Source organism: Phaeobacter sp. LSS9, from assembly GCF_003443595.1.
GTDB classification, from domain to species: Bacteria; Pseudomonadota; Alphaproteobacteria; order Rhodobacterales; family Rhodobacteraceae; genus Phaeobacter; species Phaeobacter piscinae.
Map to the genome: position 1 here is coordinate 3,468,292 of NZ_CP031956.1, position 15,200 is coordinate 3,483,491.

The window sequence follows — 15,200 nt, forward strand, 5'->3', positions numbered from 1 at the left end:
CTGGCCTGCCTGCCGCATGGTGCGCTACCGTGATTGCATGTTTTCATCAATAGGGGGGCGCGTAATATGTTCTCAAAATCACTTAAAACGACATTAGCCGCATCAGTTCTGGCAACCTCAGGGGCGGCACCCGCCGTTGCCGATAACCTTGGCGCAGCGCTGGTCGGCAGCATCATCGGCGGTGTGATCGTCAACGAGGCGCATAAGAACCGCGCGCGCAAACAACCGGTTACGCGCAAACGCACCTATTCACCGGCGCGTGCCCAAAACCGTGAAACGCAGACTGCACTCAATTATTTCGGCTTCCCGGCGGGCTCTCCCGACGGTGTGATGGGCCGCAAATCCCGCGCCGCCGTCGCACAATATCAAGGCCATCTGGGCTTCCCTGCGACGGGCCAATTGACCCAATATGAACGCGATTTTCTGGTGTCATCCTACAGCCGGGCGCAAATCGGCGGTCCGCAGGTGATCAAAGCGATGCAGGGGCCGAATGGTGTGCGCGGTCTTCTGCGCACCTGGCGGGATGAGGCCACGGGCACCCGCAGTGCCAGCGCTGGCGGCTATGGCAGCTACGGGGGATTGCCCTTCGAGGTCAGCGAGGCGGTCGATGAAATCGCCGCCAGCGCTGATCCCAGTGCTGAGCAATTGTTGCAGCGATCCGGATTTATGCAGCTGGCAGATCTGAATGGCGACGGCAAAAACGACTATATGATCGACACCTCGGTGTCGGGCAGTTCCTTCTGGTGCGGGGCGTCGCATTGCTCTGTCATGGTGTTTGCCTCAACCCCGCAGGGGTATCAGCGCAATGACTTCATGGCGCGCGGGGTCACTACGGCGAATTTTTCCTGCCATCAGGGCGTCTGCCGAATGAGCGATGACCCAGCGCCCGGTACGGTCCAGGCTGGCGCGCCAACGCCGGCACCAGCACCAGGTGATAGCGTGGGCGGTACGGTGCTCGCTTCCGCACCGCAGGCCGTGGCGCCTGCGCCAGCGCCTGCTCCTGCGGCTGGTGGTCTCGCGGCGCTTCAGCTGTTCCAGCAACCGGCACCAGCGGCCAATACGGCCTCGCTGACCAGCCATTGCAGCAAAGTCAGCCTGCTCACCAGCTCCAACGGCGGCTATATGACGGTGTCCAATCTGCGCGATCCCGAATTGGCGCTGGGTGAGCAGTTCTGCCTGACACGCTCTTACGCAATCAACTCCGGCGAAGCGCTCGTTGCCAAGGTGCAGGGTGTGAGCCAGGCGCAAGTCGACAGTCAATGCGACGCCTTTGGTCCGGTGGTGCAGCCCTATCTGGCCAAGCTGGGGAGCACAGGCAGCGACACGCTGGTCTCCGATCTGCAGAAATTCGTCTTGCAGTCGAATATGTCGATTGAACAGCTCTCCAATACGGCGGGCATTTGCCTGTTTTCCGGATATCGCCGGGACAATATGGAGGTGGCCCTCGGCGCGGCCTTGATCATGGTGGGTGTCGGGCAACGTCCCTACGCCGAGTTGATCGGTCACCATCTGGCGCAGGGCTTCGGTGTGGCAAAATCACCGGAACAGGCACAGGGCTGGTACCAGACAGCTATTGCAGCCCTGGAAGCGGGGGCCGACCCTGTCTTCGCTCCGGGTCAGCCGGAACGTCTGGCGCTGATCAAGGCGGCCTCTGCCGGGCTGACTGGTGGGCTGGCACAGCCGGTTCCGGCCGCCAGCACGGCAGCCGCGTTGCCAAGCTTCTCGACAGACTGAGAAATCTGACGACCAATCAGGCTTGTAGACAGGGGCGGGAGCATCTTCCCGCCCCATATTTTTGGCGACTGCCGAAAACCCTGCGAAATGATCATTTTGCATCTTCACAACTCCGCCATGCTCGTCTATACGCCGCTACACCAAGTCAAGACAGTGCGGTCGTGGCGGAATTGGTAGACGCGCAGCGTTGAGGTCGCTGTGGGGTAACACCCGTGGAAGTTCGAGTCTTCTCGACCGCACCATTTCACATTTTGATGTGAACACCCCCCCCCTTAGAGAAATACTCATTTACCCCAGATAATTGTGGATTTCGACAAAATTTTTCCAGCAATATACCAAGGGTGCTCTGATTGGCGTTTTGAGGATGGTTTTCTTTACCGCCAAAGACCCTTTGTCGTAGATATTCCACGGGTTTGACAGGAACTTCCGCAAAAGCTTCGAAAATCTGACCTATGCTGGCTTTCGGTTTCGAGTGCTGCGATGACCTTGCGATTAGACGTTTCGACCCATCTCTCCATTAGGGTGTCTTGTTGCTTATCCAGCTCAGTGACAATCAACATCGGTGTTGGTCAGGTAGTTCGCGGAATATACAAATAGGCAGGTCCGTCCCGCGCGCAGCTCCATTGCGAGGCCGGAACAGAATGCGATGTGAACTTCGGCTTCACCGGGTTGGCCGCGCCAAAGGCTGCGTCGTCAACTGTGGCCAGATCTTCCCTGACAGCGCGCGGGGCATCCGTTCGGTCAAGCATCGCCGACTCCCAATCGTCCAGCGGCGGGGAGTTCTGCCGATTGGCATCGGCCTGGCTCAGGCTGGCATCTGCGGCAAGCCGCTGGCCGCTAGCTAGCCCCTCCTCAATGCAAAGCGCGACCACCGCTTCGAAGACATGCCGCCGCAGATCGCTGTCGCGGAAAGGGCCGTGCCGGTTCTTCGCGAAGTCGTGGCTCGGATCGGATGTCCATAGCGGATCCCACCAAATGTATCCGGATGATCAGTTCCGAATGCACCGACGGCCTGCCGGTCGCATTGTGATAGGGAGCTAAATGCTGCGTATACCGGACAGGTCGACAAACCGGTCAATCCCTTGGAGTACCTGGTCACTCAGCACATGATTCTCAACGGAGAACTCATATAGCAGCGCACCTTGCACTTCCTGCCTCGGCTCCATTATCGCCATTAATCCCAGATACTACTGCGAAGATTGAATTAGCGGTCAGGCAACAAGGCGACCAGATTTTCTGAACGGAGTAGGCCTTTCTTGAGCATTGAACTCTTAAGCAAGGTCGTGCTGACAGCAGGAGGTCTTACTGGGTTGAGCCGCGAACAAGGTGAAGTTTTTGAAATTGCGCATGACTGCGGCAAGCAATCATGTTTCGCATTTCCCACCCGGAGAGCAAAGAAGGCGGGGCACAAGCTCCGCCTTCTCTTATTGGTGAGGTACTTTGCTGTCCGAACGGAGAGACCTGCAGCACCGAAGGGGCTTAGATCAAAAAACCGTTTTTTGTCGCAAAGACCTAGTTCCGCTGTTGGGCGTCAGACACCAAGCAGAAACCGCTTGCTTAGCCGCATTTGGAGTGGCCGCAGCTGCGGCAGGTCATGCAGCCTTCGACCATTTGCAGGTCATACTGGCCACAGCTTGGGCAGGGTTTGCCGCGTGGGGCGTTGAGGGAGACAACCTCCGCTTTTGGATCTGATTTCAGGCCCATCCCTTCGCCTTCGAGAAAACCGGTGGCAACCATATGTGTTTCGATCACGCCGCCGATCGCTGCGAGAATGGAGGGGATGTATTTTCCCTGCACCCAAGCCCCGCCGCGGGGATCGAAGACCGCTTTCAGCTCTTCCACGACAAAGGACACATCGCCGCCACGGCGGAACACGGCTGAGATCATCCGGGTCAGGGCCAGCGTCCAGGCGTAGTGCTCCATGTTTTTGGAGTTGATGAACACCTCAAACGGGCGGCGGTGGCCGTTGATGATAATGTCGTTGATGGTGAGGTAGATCGCGTGCTCGCTATCCGGCCACTTCAGCTTGTAGGTGTGACCTTCCAGTGATTGCGGGCGGTCCAGCGGCTCGGACATATAGACCACTTCTGCCGCGCCGGACTCGCTGATATCGGCCTCATGGGGGGCATCGGCGGTTTCACCTGGTGCCGTGTCTGCGCTTTCGCTCACGGAGAGAACGGAGCCGGTCACGTCATTCGGGCGGTAGGTGGTGCAGCCTTTGCAGCCCAGATCCCAGGCCTGCATGTAGACATCCTTGAAACTGTCAAAGGAGATATCTTCGGGGCAGTTGATGGTCTTGGAGATGGATGAGTCGATCCATTTCTGCGCCGCAGCCTGCATTTTGACGTGCTCGGACGGGGAAAGTGTCTGGGCGTTGACGAAATATTCGGGCAGCTCTTTGTCGCCGAATTTGTCGCGCCACATCTGTACGGCGTAGTCCACGACCTCTTCCTCGGTGCGGCTGCCGTCTTTTTGCAGAACCTTACGCGTGTAGGCATAGGCAAAGACCGGTTCGATACCGGAGGAGACATTGCCCGCGTAAAGCGAGATGGTGCCGGTGGGGGCGATGGAGGTCAGCAGTGCGTTGCGGATGCCATGCTCGCGGATGGCGTCGCGCACGTCCTCATCCATGTCCATCATCGTGCCTGATGCCAGGTAGGCGTCCGCATCGAACAGCGGGAAGGCGCCTTTTTCCTTGGCAAGATCCACCGAGGCCAGATAGGCCGCGCGGGCGATCGCGTGCAGCCAGTCTTCGGTCTGACGCGCGGCCTCGTCTGAGCCATAGCGCAGGCCAAGCATCAGCAGGGCGTCCGCCAGACCCGTCACGCCAAGGCCGATGCGGCGCTTGTTCTGGGCCTCCTGTGCCTGTGCGTCCAGCGGGAATTTGGAGACGTCGACGACATTGTCCATCATCCGCACGGCAGTTGCGACCAGGTTCTTCAGCCCCTCGGGATCCAGTTCGGACTCCTTCTCGAACGGGTTTTTGACCAGACGCGCCAAGTTGATGGAGCCAAGCAGGCAGGCGCCATAGGGGGGCAGGGGCTGTTCACCACAGGGATTGGTGGCCGCGATCTGTTCCACGTAGGACAGGTTGTTGGCCTTGTTGATGCGGTCGATAAAGATCACGCCCGGTTCGGCATAGTCATAGGTGGCCTGCATGATCTTGTTCCACAGATCGCGCGCTTGCACGGTCTGGTAGATCTTGCCGTCAAAGATCAATTCCCATGAGCCATCAGCCTTGACCGCTTCCATGAAAGGATCGTTGACCAGAACCGACATGTTGAACATGCGCAGGCGGGCCGGATCGGATTTGGCGGTGATGAAGGCTTCGATATCGGGGTGATCGCAACGCATGGTCGCCATCATCGCACCGCGGCGGGAGCCTGCGGACATGATGGTGCGGCACATGGCGTCCCAGACGTCCATGAAGGACAGCGGGCCGGAGGCGTCTGCGGCGACGCCTTTTACATCTGCGCCGCGCGGGCGGATGGTGGAGAAATCATAACCAATGCCACCACCCTGCTGCATGGTCAGCGCGGCCTCTTTCAGCATGTCGAAAATCCCCGACATGCTGTCCGGCACTGTGCCCATGACGAAGCAGTTGAACAGGGTTACCTGCCGCGCGGTGCCGGCACCTGCGGTGATGCGGCCAGCGGGCAGATACTGGAAATCCTCAAGCGCACCGTAGAATTTGTCTTCCCAGGTCTTGGGGTCGCTCTCCGCCCGCGCCAGATCGCGTGCGATGCGGCGCCAGCTGTCCTCAACTGTCTGGTCGATGGGGGTGCCATCGGCCTGTTTGAAACGGTACTTCATGTCCCAGATCTGTTCGGCAATCGGGGCGGCAAAACGGCTCATATGGCGAATCCCTATGGTCGGTCGTGGCTAAGGTGGCGGCCTGCCTACACCAGCCGCGCGGCGATCCTCAACGCTGAAATCACATTGAGGCGTAAATTTATCCTCATCATACCACAACACCTTGTCGATCGGCCAGTCTGACCTACAATATAGGGTTCATACTCTGGACGACTCTGTGGGCATCTTGTGGATAACTATATCAATCTTGTGAAACTTTCTGTTGGGACTGAAACCGTTGACGGGCTGGCGGCCTGGCAGGCGGAGTACCGCAAGCAACTGCCTGAGGGGTTGCCGCGCCATGTCACGCGGATGTGGCCCAAGCGTGAGGCGGAGATCCTCAATGGCGGGTCGATCTACTGGGTGATCAAGGGGCAAATCCAATGCCGCCAACGGATTTTGCGATTGGATGAGGTGATCGGTGGCGACGGTGTCCGGCGCTGTGCCATTGTTTTGGAGCGGGAAATCCACCGGACCCAGGTGGCGCTGCGTCGTCCGTTCCAAGGATGGCGCTACCTGAAGCCGGAGGATACGCCGCCAGACCTGCCAAAAGGGCGAACGGCGGAAAAGCCATTGCCGCCCGAACTGTCACAGGCGCTTGCCGAGATCGGGGTGATCTGAGCAAGCGGGTTTTGTGCCTGCGAGAACGCAGAGGCCCCGATTGGGGCCTTTGTCTGGGCGTCAGGTCTGATCTTTGAGGGTAGGCTGACCGGTTATGAGCTTTCTTTGCCGACGTTTTCTTCAAATGCGGTTTTGAAGGCGGCTTGTTTTTCTGCAGAGGCGTCGGTCTGATAGGTCGTCTTCCACTCATCCATGGTCATGCCGTAGAAGATTTCGCGGGCTTCTGCTTTGCCCATCTCGATGCCGCGCTCATTGGCCGCTTCCTGATACCAGCGCGACAGGCAGTTGCGGCAGAAACCGGCGAGATTCATCATGTCGATGTTCTGAACGTCGGTGCGATCTTCCATCAGATGTTGTCGCAACCTGCGAAAAGCGGCGGCTTCGAGTTCGATCTGGGTTTGCTTGTCCATGTCGGGCTCCATCTGTGAAAACACCCGATTGACTAACAGCTGCGCCTGGACTGGGCAACTGATGACAAGGCGGGCAGGGGGGATAGATCAATCGGCGGGTCGCTGGGGTGCTCGAAAACTACGCGCCATATGTCATCTGTCCGTCGTCATTTGGTGATGAAGCGTTAGGGGAGTTGCGGCAAAATGGGATTTAGGCGATAAGCGCCGCAGCAATGTTTGCGATAACACCGTTCCAGCCGATGAAGAGGATGACCCCATGAGAAGATCGCGCAATGTAAAGATTGTTGCCACCCTTGGGCCGGCATCCGAAACCTATGAGACCATTCGCGCGCTGCATGAAGCGGGCGCAGATGTGTTTCGTCTGAATATGTCCCATGGCAGCCACGAGGAAATCGCGGCGAAACATGCGATCATCCGCAAGGTCGAGGCCGATCTGGACAGCTCCATCGCCATTCTCGCCGACCTTCAGGGGCCGAAGCTGCGGGTAGGTGTTTTTGCCAGTGGTTCAGAAGAACTGGTTGAGGGCGCGTCCTTCCGTCTGGACCTGGACGAGGCCGAAGGTGACGTAAACCGGGTCTGCCTGCCGCATCCTGAAATCTTCGAGGCGCTGCAGGCCGGTGCTCATCTTCTGGTCAACGATGGAAAGATCCGCCTCAAGGTTGAGACCTGCGGCAATGATTTTGCCAATTGCACTGTGACCACCGGCGGAACCATCTCAAATCGTAAGGGCGTGAACGTCCCCGATGTGGTGCTGCCGCTGGCCGCGCTCTCGGAGAAGGATCGCGGCGATCTGGAATTTGTCTGCGGGCTGGGCGTTGACTGGCTGGCGCTCTCCTTTGTGCAGCGCGCGAAGGATGTTTATGAGGCCCGTGGGCTGGCTGATGGCCGCGCGGCGGTGCTGTCGAAAATCGAAAAACCAGCCGCCGTCGACAACTTCGACGAAATTCTGGATGCCTCCGACGGGATTATGGTTGCACGTGGTGATCTGGGTGTTGAGTTGCCTGTCTCTGCCGTGCCGCCGATCCAGAAACGTCTGGTGCGCCGCTGCCGTGCGGCCGCAAAACCTGTGATCGTGGCCACCCAGATGCTGGAAAGCATGATCGAAAGCCCGATGCCGACCCGTGCAGAGGTCTCCGACGTGGCCACCGCGATCTATGAAGGCGCAGACGCTATCATGCTCTCTGCTGAATCAGCGGCGGGCCAGTATCCGATCGAGGCCGTGCAAACGATGGACAACGTCGCGACAGAGGTGGAGGTCGATCCGACCTATGTACAGATCATCGCGGCATCACGTTCTGCCAAGGGCGATACCGTTGCGGATGCCATCGTGGCTGCGGCGCGCGAGATTGCGGAGAAGACCGAGATCAAGGCGATTTGTTGCTACACCCAGAGCGGCACGACTGCGCTGTTGACCGCGCGGGAACGTCCTGGTGTGCCGATCATTGCGCTTACACCATTGGCGCGCACCGCCCGCCGCCTGGCGCTGAGCTGGGGATGCAACTGTGTTGTGACCACAGATCAGGACCGGTTTAAAGGCGCTGTTGTTGGCGCCGCCCGCGCCGCGCGGTCTGGCGGGTTTGCCGGCGAAACGGATCAGATCGTTGTCACCGCCGGTGTGCCGTTCAATGTTCCGGGCACCACCAACATCCTGCGCGTGGCACCCTGTGATGAACGTTTGATCTACAGCACCGACCCGGAGTAACCTAAACGCGTCTTACCTGAATGAGGACGCGCAGCATGGATACGGATCTGGCACTGGTGCTTGGGCTCTTGCTCGCCTTTCTGGCAATCCCCGCTCTTTTGTCTGCCGCAAGCGACCGCCGCACCCCCAGGGTGTCGGCGGTTTTTCTTGTCTTGGCGGTTGGTCTGCTCCTATATGCGTTCAGCACCAAATCCGGGGGCTACCAGGTCGATGATATCCCTAAGGCAATTTTCCGGGTGATTGGCCGATTTACCTGACCGTCGCGGCGGGGTGATTGTCGCAGCGGGTCCCGTCAGGCCTGAATATGAAATCTTGGTGTTTCAGATGAAGAATCCGCTTGCCCTTACGGCCCGGCTTGCGTAAACGGCACCCCTGTTCGCGTGGCCGGCCCAGAGTGGCATGCCGAGTCGCGCATAGACCGAACCCGCATTGAAGGAGACGGAAATGCCCAAAATGAAGACAAAATCGAGCGCCAAGAAGCGCTTCAAAGTGACCGCGACCGGCAAGGTTCTCGCAGGTCAGGCCGGCAAGCGCCACGGCATGATCAAGCGGACCCGTAAGTTCATCCGCGACGCCCGCGGCACCACTACCCTGTCGGCACCCGACGCAAAGATCGTCAAGGGCTTCATGCCCTACGACCGCTAAGAGGAGATCTGAGATATGTCCCGCGTTAAAGGTGGTACCACAACTCACGCCCGTCACAAGAAAGTCATCAAGGCCGCAAAAGGCTATTATGGCCGCCGCAAGAATACCTTTAAGGTAGCGCGTCAGGCCGTTGACAAGGCAAACCAATACGCAACTCGCGACCGTAAGAACCGCAAGCGGAATTTCCGCGCGCTGTGGATCCAGCGGATCAACGCAGCTGTGCGTAGCCACGACGAGGCTCTGACATACTCCCGCTTCATCAACGGCCTGACCCTGGCCGGTATTGAAGTGGACCGCAAAGTGCTGGCCGATCTGGCTGTCCACGAACCCGAAGCTTTCGGTGCGATCGTGAAGCAAGCACAGAGCGCCCTGGCTGCCTAAGTTCAGGCACAGGATCATCTCAAGCGGGCCGTTCTGAAAAGAGCGGCCCGTTTTGCATGTCGCGCCCCCATTTGCCTGTATTCGCCCGGTCTGTGGAGCCATGGCGGGCGTCGGGTGCGCGTGGGGGCTGCCGGATTGCCGCGATTGCGTTCAGATTGGCTGCGAGCCGGTGCAAATGCTTGCTTTCAGCCTCTGCTGTGATAGCAGAGCGGCAGCATTATTCAGGGGACCGTCATGGACGATCTTAAAGCAAAATATCTCGGGCAGATCGCCGATGCTGCCGATGAGAACGCGCTGGAGGCCATCCGGGTCGCAGCTGTTGGCAAAAAAGGCGAAGTGAGCCTTAAGATGCGCGAGCTGGGCAAGATGACGCCCGAAGAGCGGCAGGTCGCAGGGCCGGCTCTCAACGCGCTGAAGGACGAGATTAACGCGGCACTGTCTGCGAAAAAAGCAGGGCTTGCGGATGCCGCACTGGACGCGCGTCTGCGGACGGAATGGCTGGATGTCACGCTGCCGACCCGCCCGACCCGCAACGGCACGCTGCATCCGATCAGCCAGGCCAGCGAAGAGCTGACGGCGATATTTGCCGAGCTGGGGTTTTCCGTTGCCGAAGGTCCGCGCATTGACACCGACTGGTACAATTTCGATGCGCTGAACATTCCCGGCCATCATCCGGCCCGCGCCGAGATGGACACCTTCTACATGCACCGCGCGGAAGGCGACAACCGCCCGCCGCATGTGCTGCGCACACACACGTCGCCGGTGCAGATCCGGTCGATGGAGAAGATGGGCGCGCCGCTGCGCATCATCTGTCCGGGTGGTGTGTACCGTGCCGACTATGACCAGACCCACACGCCGATGTTTCATCAGGTCGAAGGCCTCGCCCTCGATAAGGACATCTCGATGGCCAACCTGAAGTGGGTGCTGGAAGAGTTCGTGAAATCCTACTTCGAGGTGGACAGCGTCGACCTGCGGTTCCGGGCCTCGCATTTCCCCTTCACAGAGCCGTCGGCAGAGGTTGATATTCGCTGCTCCTGGAAAGATGGCACGCTGAAGATCGGGGAGGGCGATGACTGGCTTGAGATCCTCGGCTCCGGTATGGTGCACCCCAAGGTGATTGCGGCCGGCGGGATTGATCCCGATGTCTATCAGGGCTTTGCCTTTGGCATGGGCATCGACCGGATTGCGATGCTGAAATACGGCATCCCCGATCTGCGCGCCTTCTTCGACAGCGACCTGCGCTGGTTGCGCCACTATGGGTTCCAGTGCCTGGACGTGCCGACGCTGCACGGTGGTTTGAGCCGCTAAGATTTAAACAATTTAGATCGCGCATTGCCCACCTATCGTAGGTGGGCGTTGTGCGTTTTCGAGTACATCTCCCGGTCCTCAGGCAGGGCAGGGCCTACGGTCTTTCGGTAGAAAGAAGGGGGCCCTACAATAAAAGTGGGCGCAGCGGCGCCTGCTAAGGGAGCGAGCACGACTGCGAACGTTCCCGCTCTCTTCCCGCCCCACAAATATGTGACGTGACAAGGCGCTAACGTTGGTTAGTGTCGGGGAAATGATGCGATTTCTTCTACCCCTTGCTGCCGTCCTGACTGCCACCTCTGCTCTCGCGATGGGGCCATGGAAGGGCAATGCTGCCCCTTGCGGCGCAGATGTGGCCTGTGCGTTGGGCGAACGGTCTTATCACGTTCTGGAGCCGGAGGGCTGGGACGGCGTCTCGCCTCTACCGGTTTTGCTGCATTTTCACGGATGGTCCCGGACGGGCAAACATGCGCAACGCTCTGACAGGGTGGGGACCTCGGCAAAGCGGCGCGGGGTCCTGCTGGTGACACCCAACGGTCGCGGCAAGAGCTGGAACTTCTGGACTGCAGGCACCGAAGATGTGCCTTTTGCCGATGCGGTGCTGGCCGATGTGAACAAACGCTATCCTGTCGATCAGAAGAAGGTCTATGTGTCCGGCTACTCATACGGGTCGGCAATGGCCTGGCGCTATGTCTGCCAGAGCGGCGCGGATGTCGCGGCGCTTTTGGCGGTTGCCGGGAGCATCGATCAGACTGAGACCTGTCCGCAGGCCCCTGAGGAGGTGCGTCATGTACATGGTCTTGCCGATCAGGTTATGGATTTTCCGATGGGGCCGGGGGAGGATGTGACCTATCCGGTGGCTCTGTGGCGGCGGGCATTTGGTTGCGAGGGCGCGGGCGCGCCGCAGAAGGACTGGCAGGCGCGCAGCTTTCTGACCTTTTCTCGCACCAGCTGGAGCTGCGCGGGGCATGATGTCACGCTGGATCTGCATCCCGGCGGGCATTTCATTCCACACGGTTGGATCGGGCGGCAGCTGGATGAGCTTTTGGGTCTCACCCCCAGCTATCCTTAGGCTCTGAGCCGCGCCAAGGCTTGCACATGGGGGCAATCTTTGTCATTGCCTGCTGCAACATGCATGGCTTGCCATAGGAAACCGGACCGATGAAATTCACTCTTTCTTGGCTGAAAGACCACCTCGAGACCGACGCATCGGTCGAGGAGATCACAGAAACCCTGACCGATCTTGGTCTTGAGGTGGAGGGCGTGTCCAATCCCGCCGACCGGCTCAAGGACTTTACCCTGGGCTATGTGAAACATGCTGAGAAACACCCCGATGCGGACAAGCTGCGGGTGTGTAAGGTCGACACTGACGAAGGCGAGATGCAGATCATCTGCGGCGCGCCGAACGCACGCGAGGGCATCACCGTGGTGGTGTGTAAACCGGGCATGTATATTCCGGGCCTGGATATCACCATCGGTGTTGGCAAGATCCGCGGTGTCGAGAGCTTTGGCATGATGGCCTCCGAGCGGGAGCTGGAGCTGTCGGATGAGCATGACGGTATTATCGAACTGCCCTCGGGAGAGGTTGGGGACCGGTTTGTTGACTGGTTGGCACAGAATGCTCCGGCCAAGGTCGATCCGGTTATCGAAATTGCCATCACTCCGAACCGCCCGGATGCATTGGGTGTGCGCGGCATCGCCCGCGATCTGGCCGCGCGCGGTCTGGGCACGCTGAAACCGCTCACGATTGAACCGGTTGAGGGCGGTTATGACAGCCCGATCAAGGTGGCGATCGCCGAGGATACATTGGACGGATGCCCGCTGTTCACCGGCCGCCTGATCCGGGGCGTGAAGAACGGCCCAAGCCCGCAGTGGCTGCAGGACCGGCTGAGCGCCATCGGCCTGCGCCCGATCTCGACCTTGGTGGATATCACCAACTACTTCACCTTCGATCAGAACCGTCCACTGCATGTGTTTGATGCAGCAAAAGTGGCTGGCAATCTGCGGGTTCACCGCGCCGCAGGTGACGAGACGCTGACGGCGCTGGATGAGAAGGATTACACCCTCTCCGAGGGTCAGATGGTAATTTCTGATGACAATGGCGCAGAAAGCATTGCCGGTATCATGGGCGGGGCTGCGACGGGCTGCACCGAGGAAACCACAGATGTATTTCTGGAGAGTGCTTTCTGGGACCATGTTCAGATCGCGACCACCGGCCGTGCGCTCAAGATCAACTCTGACGCGCGCTATCGGTTTGAGCGGGGCGTTGACCCTGAATACACGCGTGATGGGCTGGATCATGCCACCCGGATGATCCTTGATCTCTGCGGTGGTGAACCGTCGAATGTGGTGACCGCCGGCGCCGTGCCAGACCATGCGCGGGCTTATAAGCTGGATCCCGAGCGGGTTCAGTCGCTGGTCGGCATGGATATCCCGGAATCCGAACAACGCCAGACATTGACGCGGCTCGGCTTCCGCCTGGAAGGCAATATGGCCCATGTTCCCAGCTGGCGCCCCGATGTGATGGGGGAGGCCGATCTGGTTGAGGAAGTGGCGCGGATCGCCTCTTTGACAAAGCTGGAAGGCAAGCCTTTGCCGCGGCTCACCGATGGTGTGCCCGCGCCGGTGATGACACCCCAACAACGTCGCCAGCAGATCGCGCGCCGGACCTGTGCCAGCCTCGGCTACAATGAGGTGGTGAGCTACACGTTCATCGACAAGGCCTCTGCGGCGCTGTTCGGCGGTGGCGATGATGCCACCATGCTGGCCAATCCGATCTCGTCCGAGATGTCGCATATGCGTCCTGCGCTGCTCCCGGGTCTTTTGCAGGCTGCGGCGCGCAATCAGGCGCGGGGCTTCATGGATCTGGCGTTGTTCGAGGCAGGTCCTGCGTTCCACGGCGGCGAGCCGGGTGAGCAGCATAACCTGATTTCTGGCCTGCTGGTTGGACGGACCGGTCCCAAGGATGTGCACGGTGCCAGCCGCGCGGTCGACACCTTTGATGCCAAGGCTGATATCGAAGCGGTTCTGGCGGCGATCGGCGCCCCTGCCAAGGTACAGATCCTGCGCGGGGCACAGTCTTGGTGGCATCCGGGACGGCATGGCAAGATCTGTCTCGGCCCGAAGAAGGTACTGGGTGTCTTTGGTGAACTGCACCCCAAGGTGCTGAGCGAAATGGGCATCAAAGGGTCCGCTGTTGCGTTTACCATCTGGCCCGATGAGGTGCCGATGCCGCGCAAATCCGGCGCCAACCGGGGTGCATTGGTCCAAAGCGATCTGCAGGCGGTGGAGCGTGACTTTGCTTTTGTCGTGGCGGATGATGTCGAGGCGCTAACCCTGGTCAACGCAGCGGCTGGCGCGGATAAGGTCCTGATTGACGATGTGCGTGTGTTCGACGAATTCATCGGTGGCAGTCTGGGGGAGGGCAGCAAATCGCTGGCCATCACCGTGCGGTTGCAACCGACCGACAAGACCCTGACCGAAAAGGACATCGAAGCGGTCAGCGCCAAGATCGTGGCCAAGGTCACAAAGGCGACCGGCGGCACATTGCGCGGATAATTGCGGACTGAGGGCAATTGGTCCGATCTGACCGTATGACTTGGAAAACCCGCCCGGTTTCGGGCGCGTTTTTATATGTGGCCGAGGAAGTCGGCGAGCAGATCAAAGACCAGCCGGATTTTCCGGCTGGTGTGCAGTTCCCGATGGGTGGTCAGCCAGATCGGAAAGGTGATTGGTGCCAGACCGGGCAGCAGTCGTTCGATCCCGGGCGTTGGATCTGCCACAGCTGTCATCATCGGACAGATGCCAAACCCCTGTTTGACCAACTCCCAGGAGGCAAGGCCGCTGGTGGAACTGATCCGAAAGTTTTGCGCTGTCAGGTGGATGCCGAGTGGGGCCATGAACTCAATCGACCGCTCGAGATCGGCGAATCCCACAAAATCATGACGCGACATCTCTTCGGGTGATTGCGGGCGGCCCCGGCGCTCCAGATAACTGGTGGCAGCGTAGAAATGGGCGTGTGACTCTCTGACCAGACGGGCAATCAGCTCGGGCTGATCCGGGCGCACGTGGCGGATGGCGATATCCGCCTCGCGCCGCATCAGATCGCGAATGTCATTTGCAGCCACCACATCTATCGTCAGCCGTGGCGCGCGTTGTCTCAGCTGGTGGAGGACCGGCGGCAGCACATAGGCCGACATAACGTCGCTTGCGGTTATTCGGACCGTGCCCTCAATAGCTTGCGCCTGCCCGGTGGCGGCGAGCGACAGTGCCTCCGCGGCGTCTCCCATTTTGCGGCTGTGGCTCAGCAGGTCATGTCCGGCCGAGGTTAGCGCGAGACCGCGCCCCAATCGTTCGAACAGCAGAACTCCGAGGTCTGCCTCAAGCGCTGCAACCTGTCGCGACAGGGTCGGTTGGGTCAGGCCCAGTTTGCGCGCCCCTGCAGACAAAGAGCCTGTCTCAGCGGTCGCCAAAAAGGCGCGAATGTGGTTCCAGTCCGGATCATCCATGCGGAAATGTATAGCACCCTTGCGAATTTCAGCAATTTATTG

Annotated in this window: 12 protein-coding genes, 1 tRNA gene and 1 pseudogene; 10 read left to right on the forward strand and 4 right to left on the reverse strand. The window is 59.6% G+C overall.

Annotated features, from left to right (window positions below; genetic code table 11):
- The first annotated feature begins 66 nt into the window (after positions 1-66).
- Both D1820_RS16480 and D1820_RS16485 read left to right on the forward strand, forming a co-directional pair.
- Complete coding sequence (locus D1820_RS16480) at positions 67-1,734, forward strand: peptidoglycan-binding domain-containing protein (RefSeq protein WP_118069790.1); 1,668 nt, start codon at positions 67-69, stop codon at positions 1,732-1,734.
- A 155-nt stretch (positions 1,735-1,889) separates the two neighbouring features.
- A tRNA-Leu gene (locus tag D1820_RS16485) sits at positions 1,890-1,976 on the forward strand.
- A 316-nt stretch (positions 1,977-2,292) separates the two neighbouring features.
- On the opposite strand, the pseudogene D1820_RS19220 reads toward D1820_RS16485, so the two are convergent.
- Positions 2,293-2,903 (reverse strand): annotated as a pseudogene (locus D1820_RS19220) (transposase); the annotation flags it as partial.
- Positions 2,904-3,291: 388 nt separating this feature from the next.
- Positions 3,292-5,589: an adenosylcobalamin-dependent ribonucleoside-diphosphate reductase gene (locus D1820_RS16500; RefSeq protein ID WP_118069793.1), complete on the reverse strand. Its 2,298-nt coding sequence runs from the start codon at positions 5,587-5,589 to the stop codon at positions 3,292-3,294.
- Between the two features lie 186 nt (positions 5,590-5,775).
- Here D1820_RS16500 and D1820_RS16505 point away from each other — a divergent pair, with 186 nt between their 5' ends.
- Positions 5,776-6,207 (forward strand): DUF1489 family protein, encoded by a 432-nt coding sequence (locus D1820_RS16505; RefSeq protein WP_118069794.1) that lies wholly within the window; start codon positions 5,776-5,778, stop codon positions 6,205-6,207.
- 92 nt (positions 6,208-6,299) lie between these two features.
- On the opposite strand, the gene D1820_RS16510 is transcribed toward D1820_RS16505, so the two are convergent.
- Positions 6,300-6,617: a DUF1244 domain-containing protein gene (locus D1820_RS16510; protein WP_118069795.1), complete on the reverse strand. Its 318-nt coding sequence runs from the start codon at positions 6,615-6,617 to the stop codon at positions 6,300-6,302.
- Positions 6,618-6,873: 256 nt separating this feature from the next.
- On the opposite strand from D1820_RS16510, the gene pyk reads away from it, so the two are divergent.
- The 7 genes from pyk (at position 6,874) to pheT (ending at position 14,208) form a co-directional block, all read left to right on the forward strand.
- The gene (gene pyk, locus D1820_RS16515) at positions 6,874-8,319 is read left to right on the forward strand and encodes a pyruvate kinase (protein ID WP_040172345.1); all 1,446 of its coding nucleotides are present in this window, start codon (positions 6,874-6,876) and stop codon (positions 8,317-8,319) included.
- 35 nt (positions 8,320-8,354) lie between these two features.
- Entirely contained in the window at positions 8,355-8,576 is a 222-nt protein-coding gene (locus D1820_RS16520; RefSeq protein WP_014879316.1) for a hypothetical protein, read from the forward strand.
- A gap of 187 nt (positions 8,577-8,763) precedes the next feature.
- Positions 8,764-8,964, forward strand: a complete 201-nt coding sequence (gene rpmI, locus D1820_RS16525; protein WP_014873788.1) for a 50S ribosomal protein L35 — start codon at positions 8,764-8,766, stop codon at positions 8,962-8,964.
- A gap of 15 nt (positions 8,965-8,979) precedes the next feature.
- On the forward strand, positions 8,980-9,345 hold the full coding sequence (gene rplT / locus D1820_RS16530; RefSeq protein WP_014873789.1) for a 50S ribosomal protein L20: 366 nt from the start codon (positions 8,980-8,982) through the stop codon (positions 9,343-9,345).
- 234 nt (positions 9,346-9,579) lie between these two features.
- Positions 9,580-10,653, forward strand: coding sequence for a phenylalanine--tRNA ligase subunit alpha (gene pheS, locus D1820_RS16535; RefSeq protein WP_040181555.1), 1,074 nt, complete (start codon positions 9,580-9,582; stop codon positions 10,651-10,653).
- Between the two features lie 250 nt (positions 10,654-10,903).
- On the forward strand, positions 10,904-11,722 hold the full coding sequence (locus D1820_RS16540) for a PHB depolymerase family esterase (protein WP_118069796.1): 819 nt from the start codon (positions 10,904-10,906) through the stop codon (positions 11,720-11,722).
- A gap of 89 nt (positions 11,723-11,811) precedes the next feature.
- A complete protein-coding gene (gene pheT / locus D1820_RS16545) occupies positions 11,812-14,208 on the forward strand; it encodes a phenylalanine--tRNA ligase subunit beta (protein WP_118069797.1) in 2,397 nt (798 codons plus the stop codon).
- A gap of 71 nt (positions 14,209-14,279) precedes the next feature.
- Here the strand turns inward: pheT and D1820_RS16550 are convergent, their stop codons facing one another.
- On the reverse strand, positions 14,280-15,158 hold the full coding sequence (locus tag D1820_RS16550; protein ID WP_118069798.1) for a LysR family transcriptional regulator: 879 nt from the start codon (positions 15,156-15,158) through the stop codon (positions 14,280-14,282).
- Positions 15,159-15,200 lie beyond the last annotated feature (42 nt).

Excerpts from the sequence above, each read along its gene's own strand:
- D1820_RS16480 (WP_118069790.1), top strand. The coding sequence starts at position 67 with ATGTTCTCAAAATCACTTAAAACGACATTAGCCGCATCAGTTCTGGCA.
- D1820_RS16500 (WP_118069793.1), bottom strand. The coding sequence starts at position 5,589 with ATGAGCCGTTTTGCCGCCCCGATTGCCGAACAGATCTGGGACATGAAG.
- D1820_RS16510 (WP_118069795.1), bottom strand. The coding sequence starts at position 6,617 with ATGGACAAGCAAACCCAGATCGAACTCGAAGCCGCCGCTTTTCGCAGG.
- pyk (WP_040172345.1), top strand. The coding sequence starts at position 6,874 with ATGAGAAGATCGCGCAATGTAAAGATTGTTGCCACCCTTGGGCCGGCA.
- D1820_RS16520 (WP_014879316.1), top strand. The coding sequence starts at position 8,355 with ATGGATACGGATCTGGCACTGGTGCTTGGGCTCTTGCTCGCCTTTCTG.
- rpmI (WP_014873788.1), top strand. The coding sequence starts at position 8,764 with ATGCCCAAAATGAAGACAAAATCGAGCGCCAAGAAGCGCTTCAAAGTG.
- rplT (WP_014873789.1), top strand. The coding sequence starts at position 8,980 with ATGTCCCGCGTTAAAGGTGGTACCACAACTCACGCCCGTCACAAGAAA.
- pheS (WP_040181555.1), top strand. The coding sequence starts at position 9,580 with ATGGACGATCTTAAAGCAAAATATCTCGGGCAGATCGCCGATGCTGCC.
- D1820_RS16540 (WP_118069796.1), top strand. The coding sequence starts at position 10,904 with ATGATGCGATTTCTTCTACCCCTTGCTGCCGTCCTGACTGCCACCTCT.
- pheT (WP_118069797.1), top strand. The coding sequence starts at position 11,812 with ATGAAATTCACTCTTTCTTGGCTGAAAGACCACCTCGAGACCGACGCA.
- D1820_RS16550 (WP_118069798.1), bottom strand. The coding sequence starts at position 15,158 with ATGGATGATCCGGACTGGAACCACATTCGCGCCTTTTTGGCGACCGCT.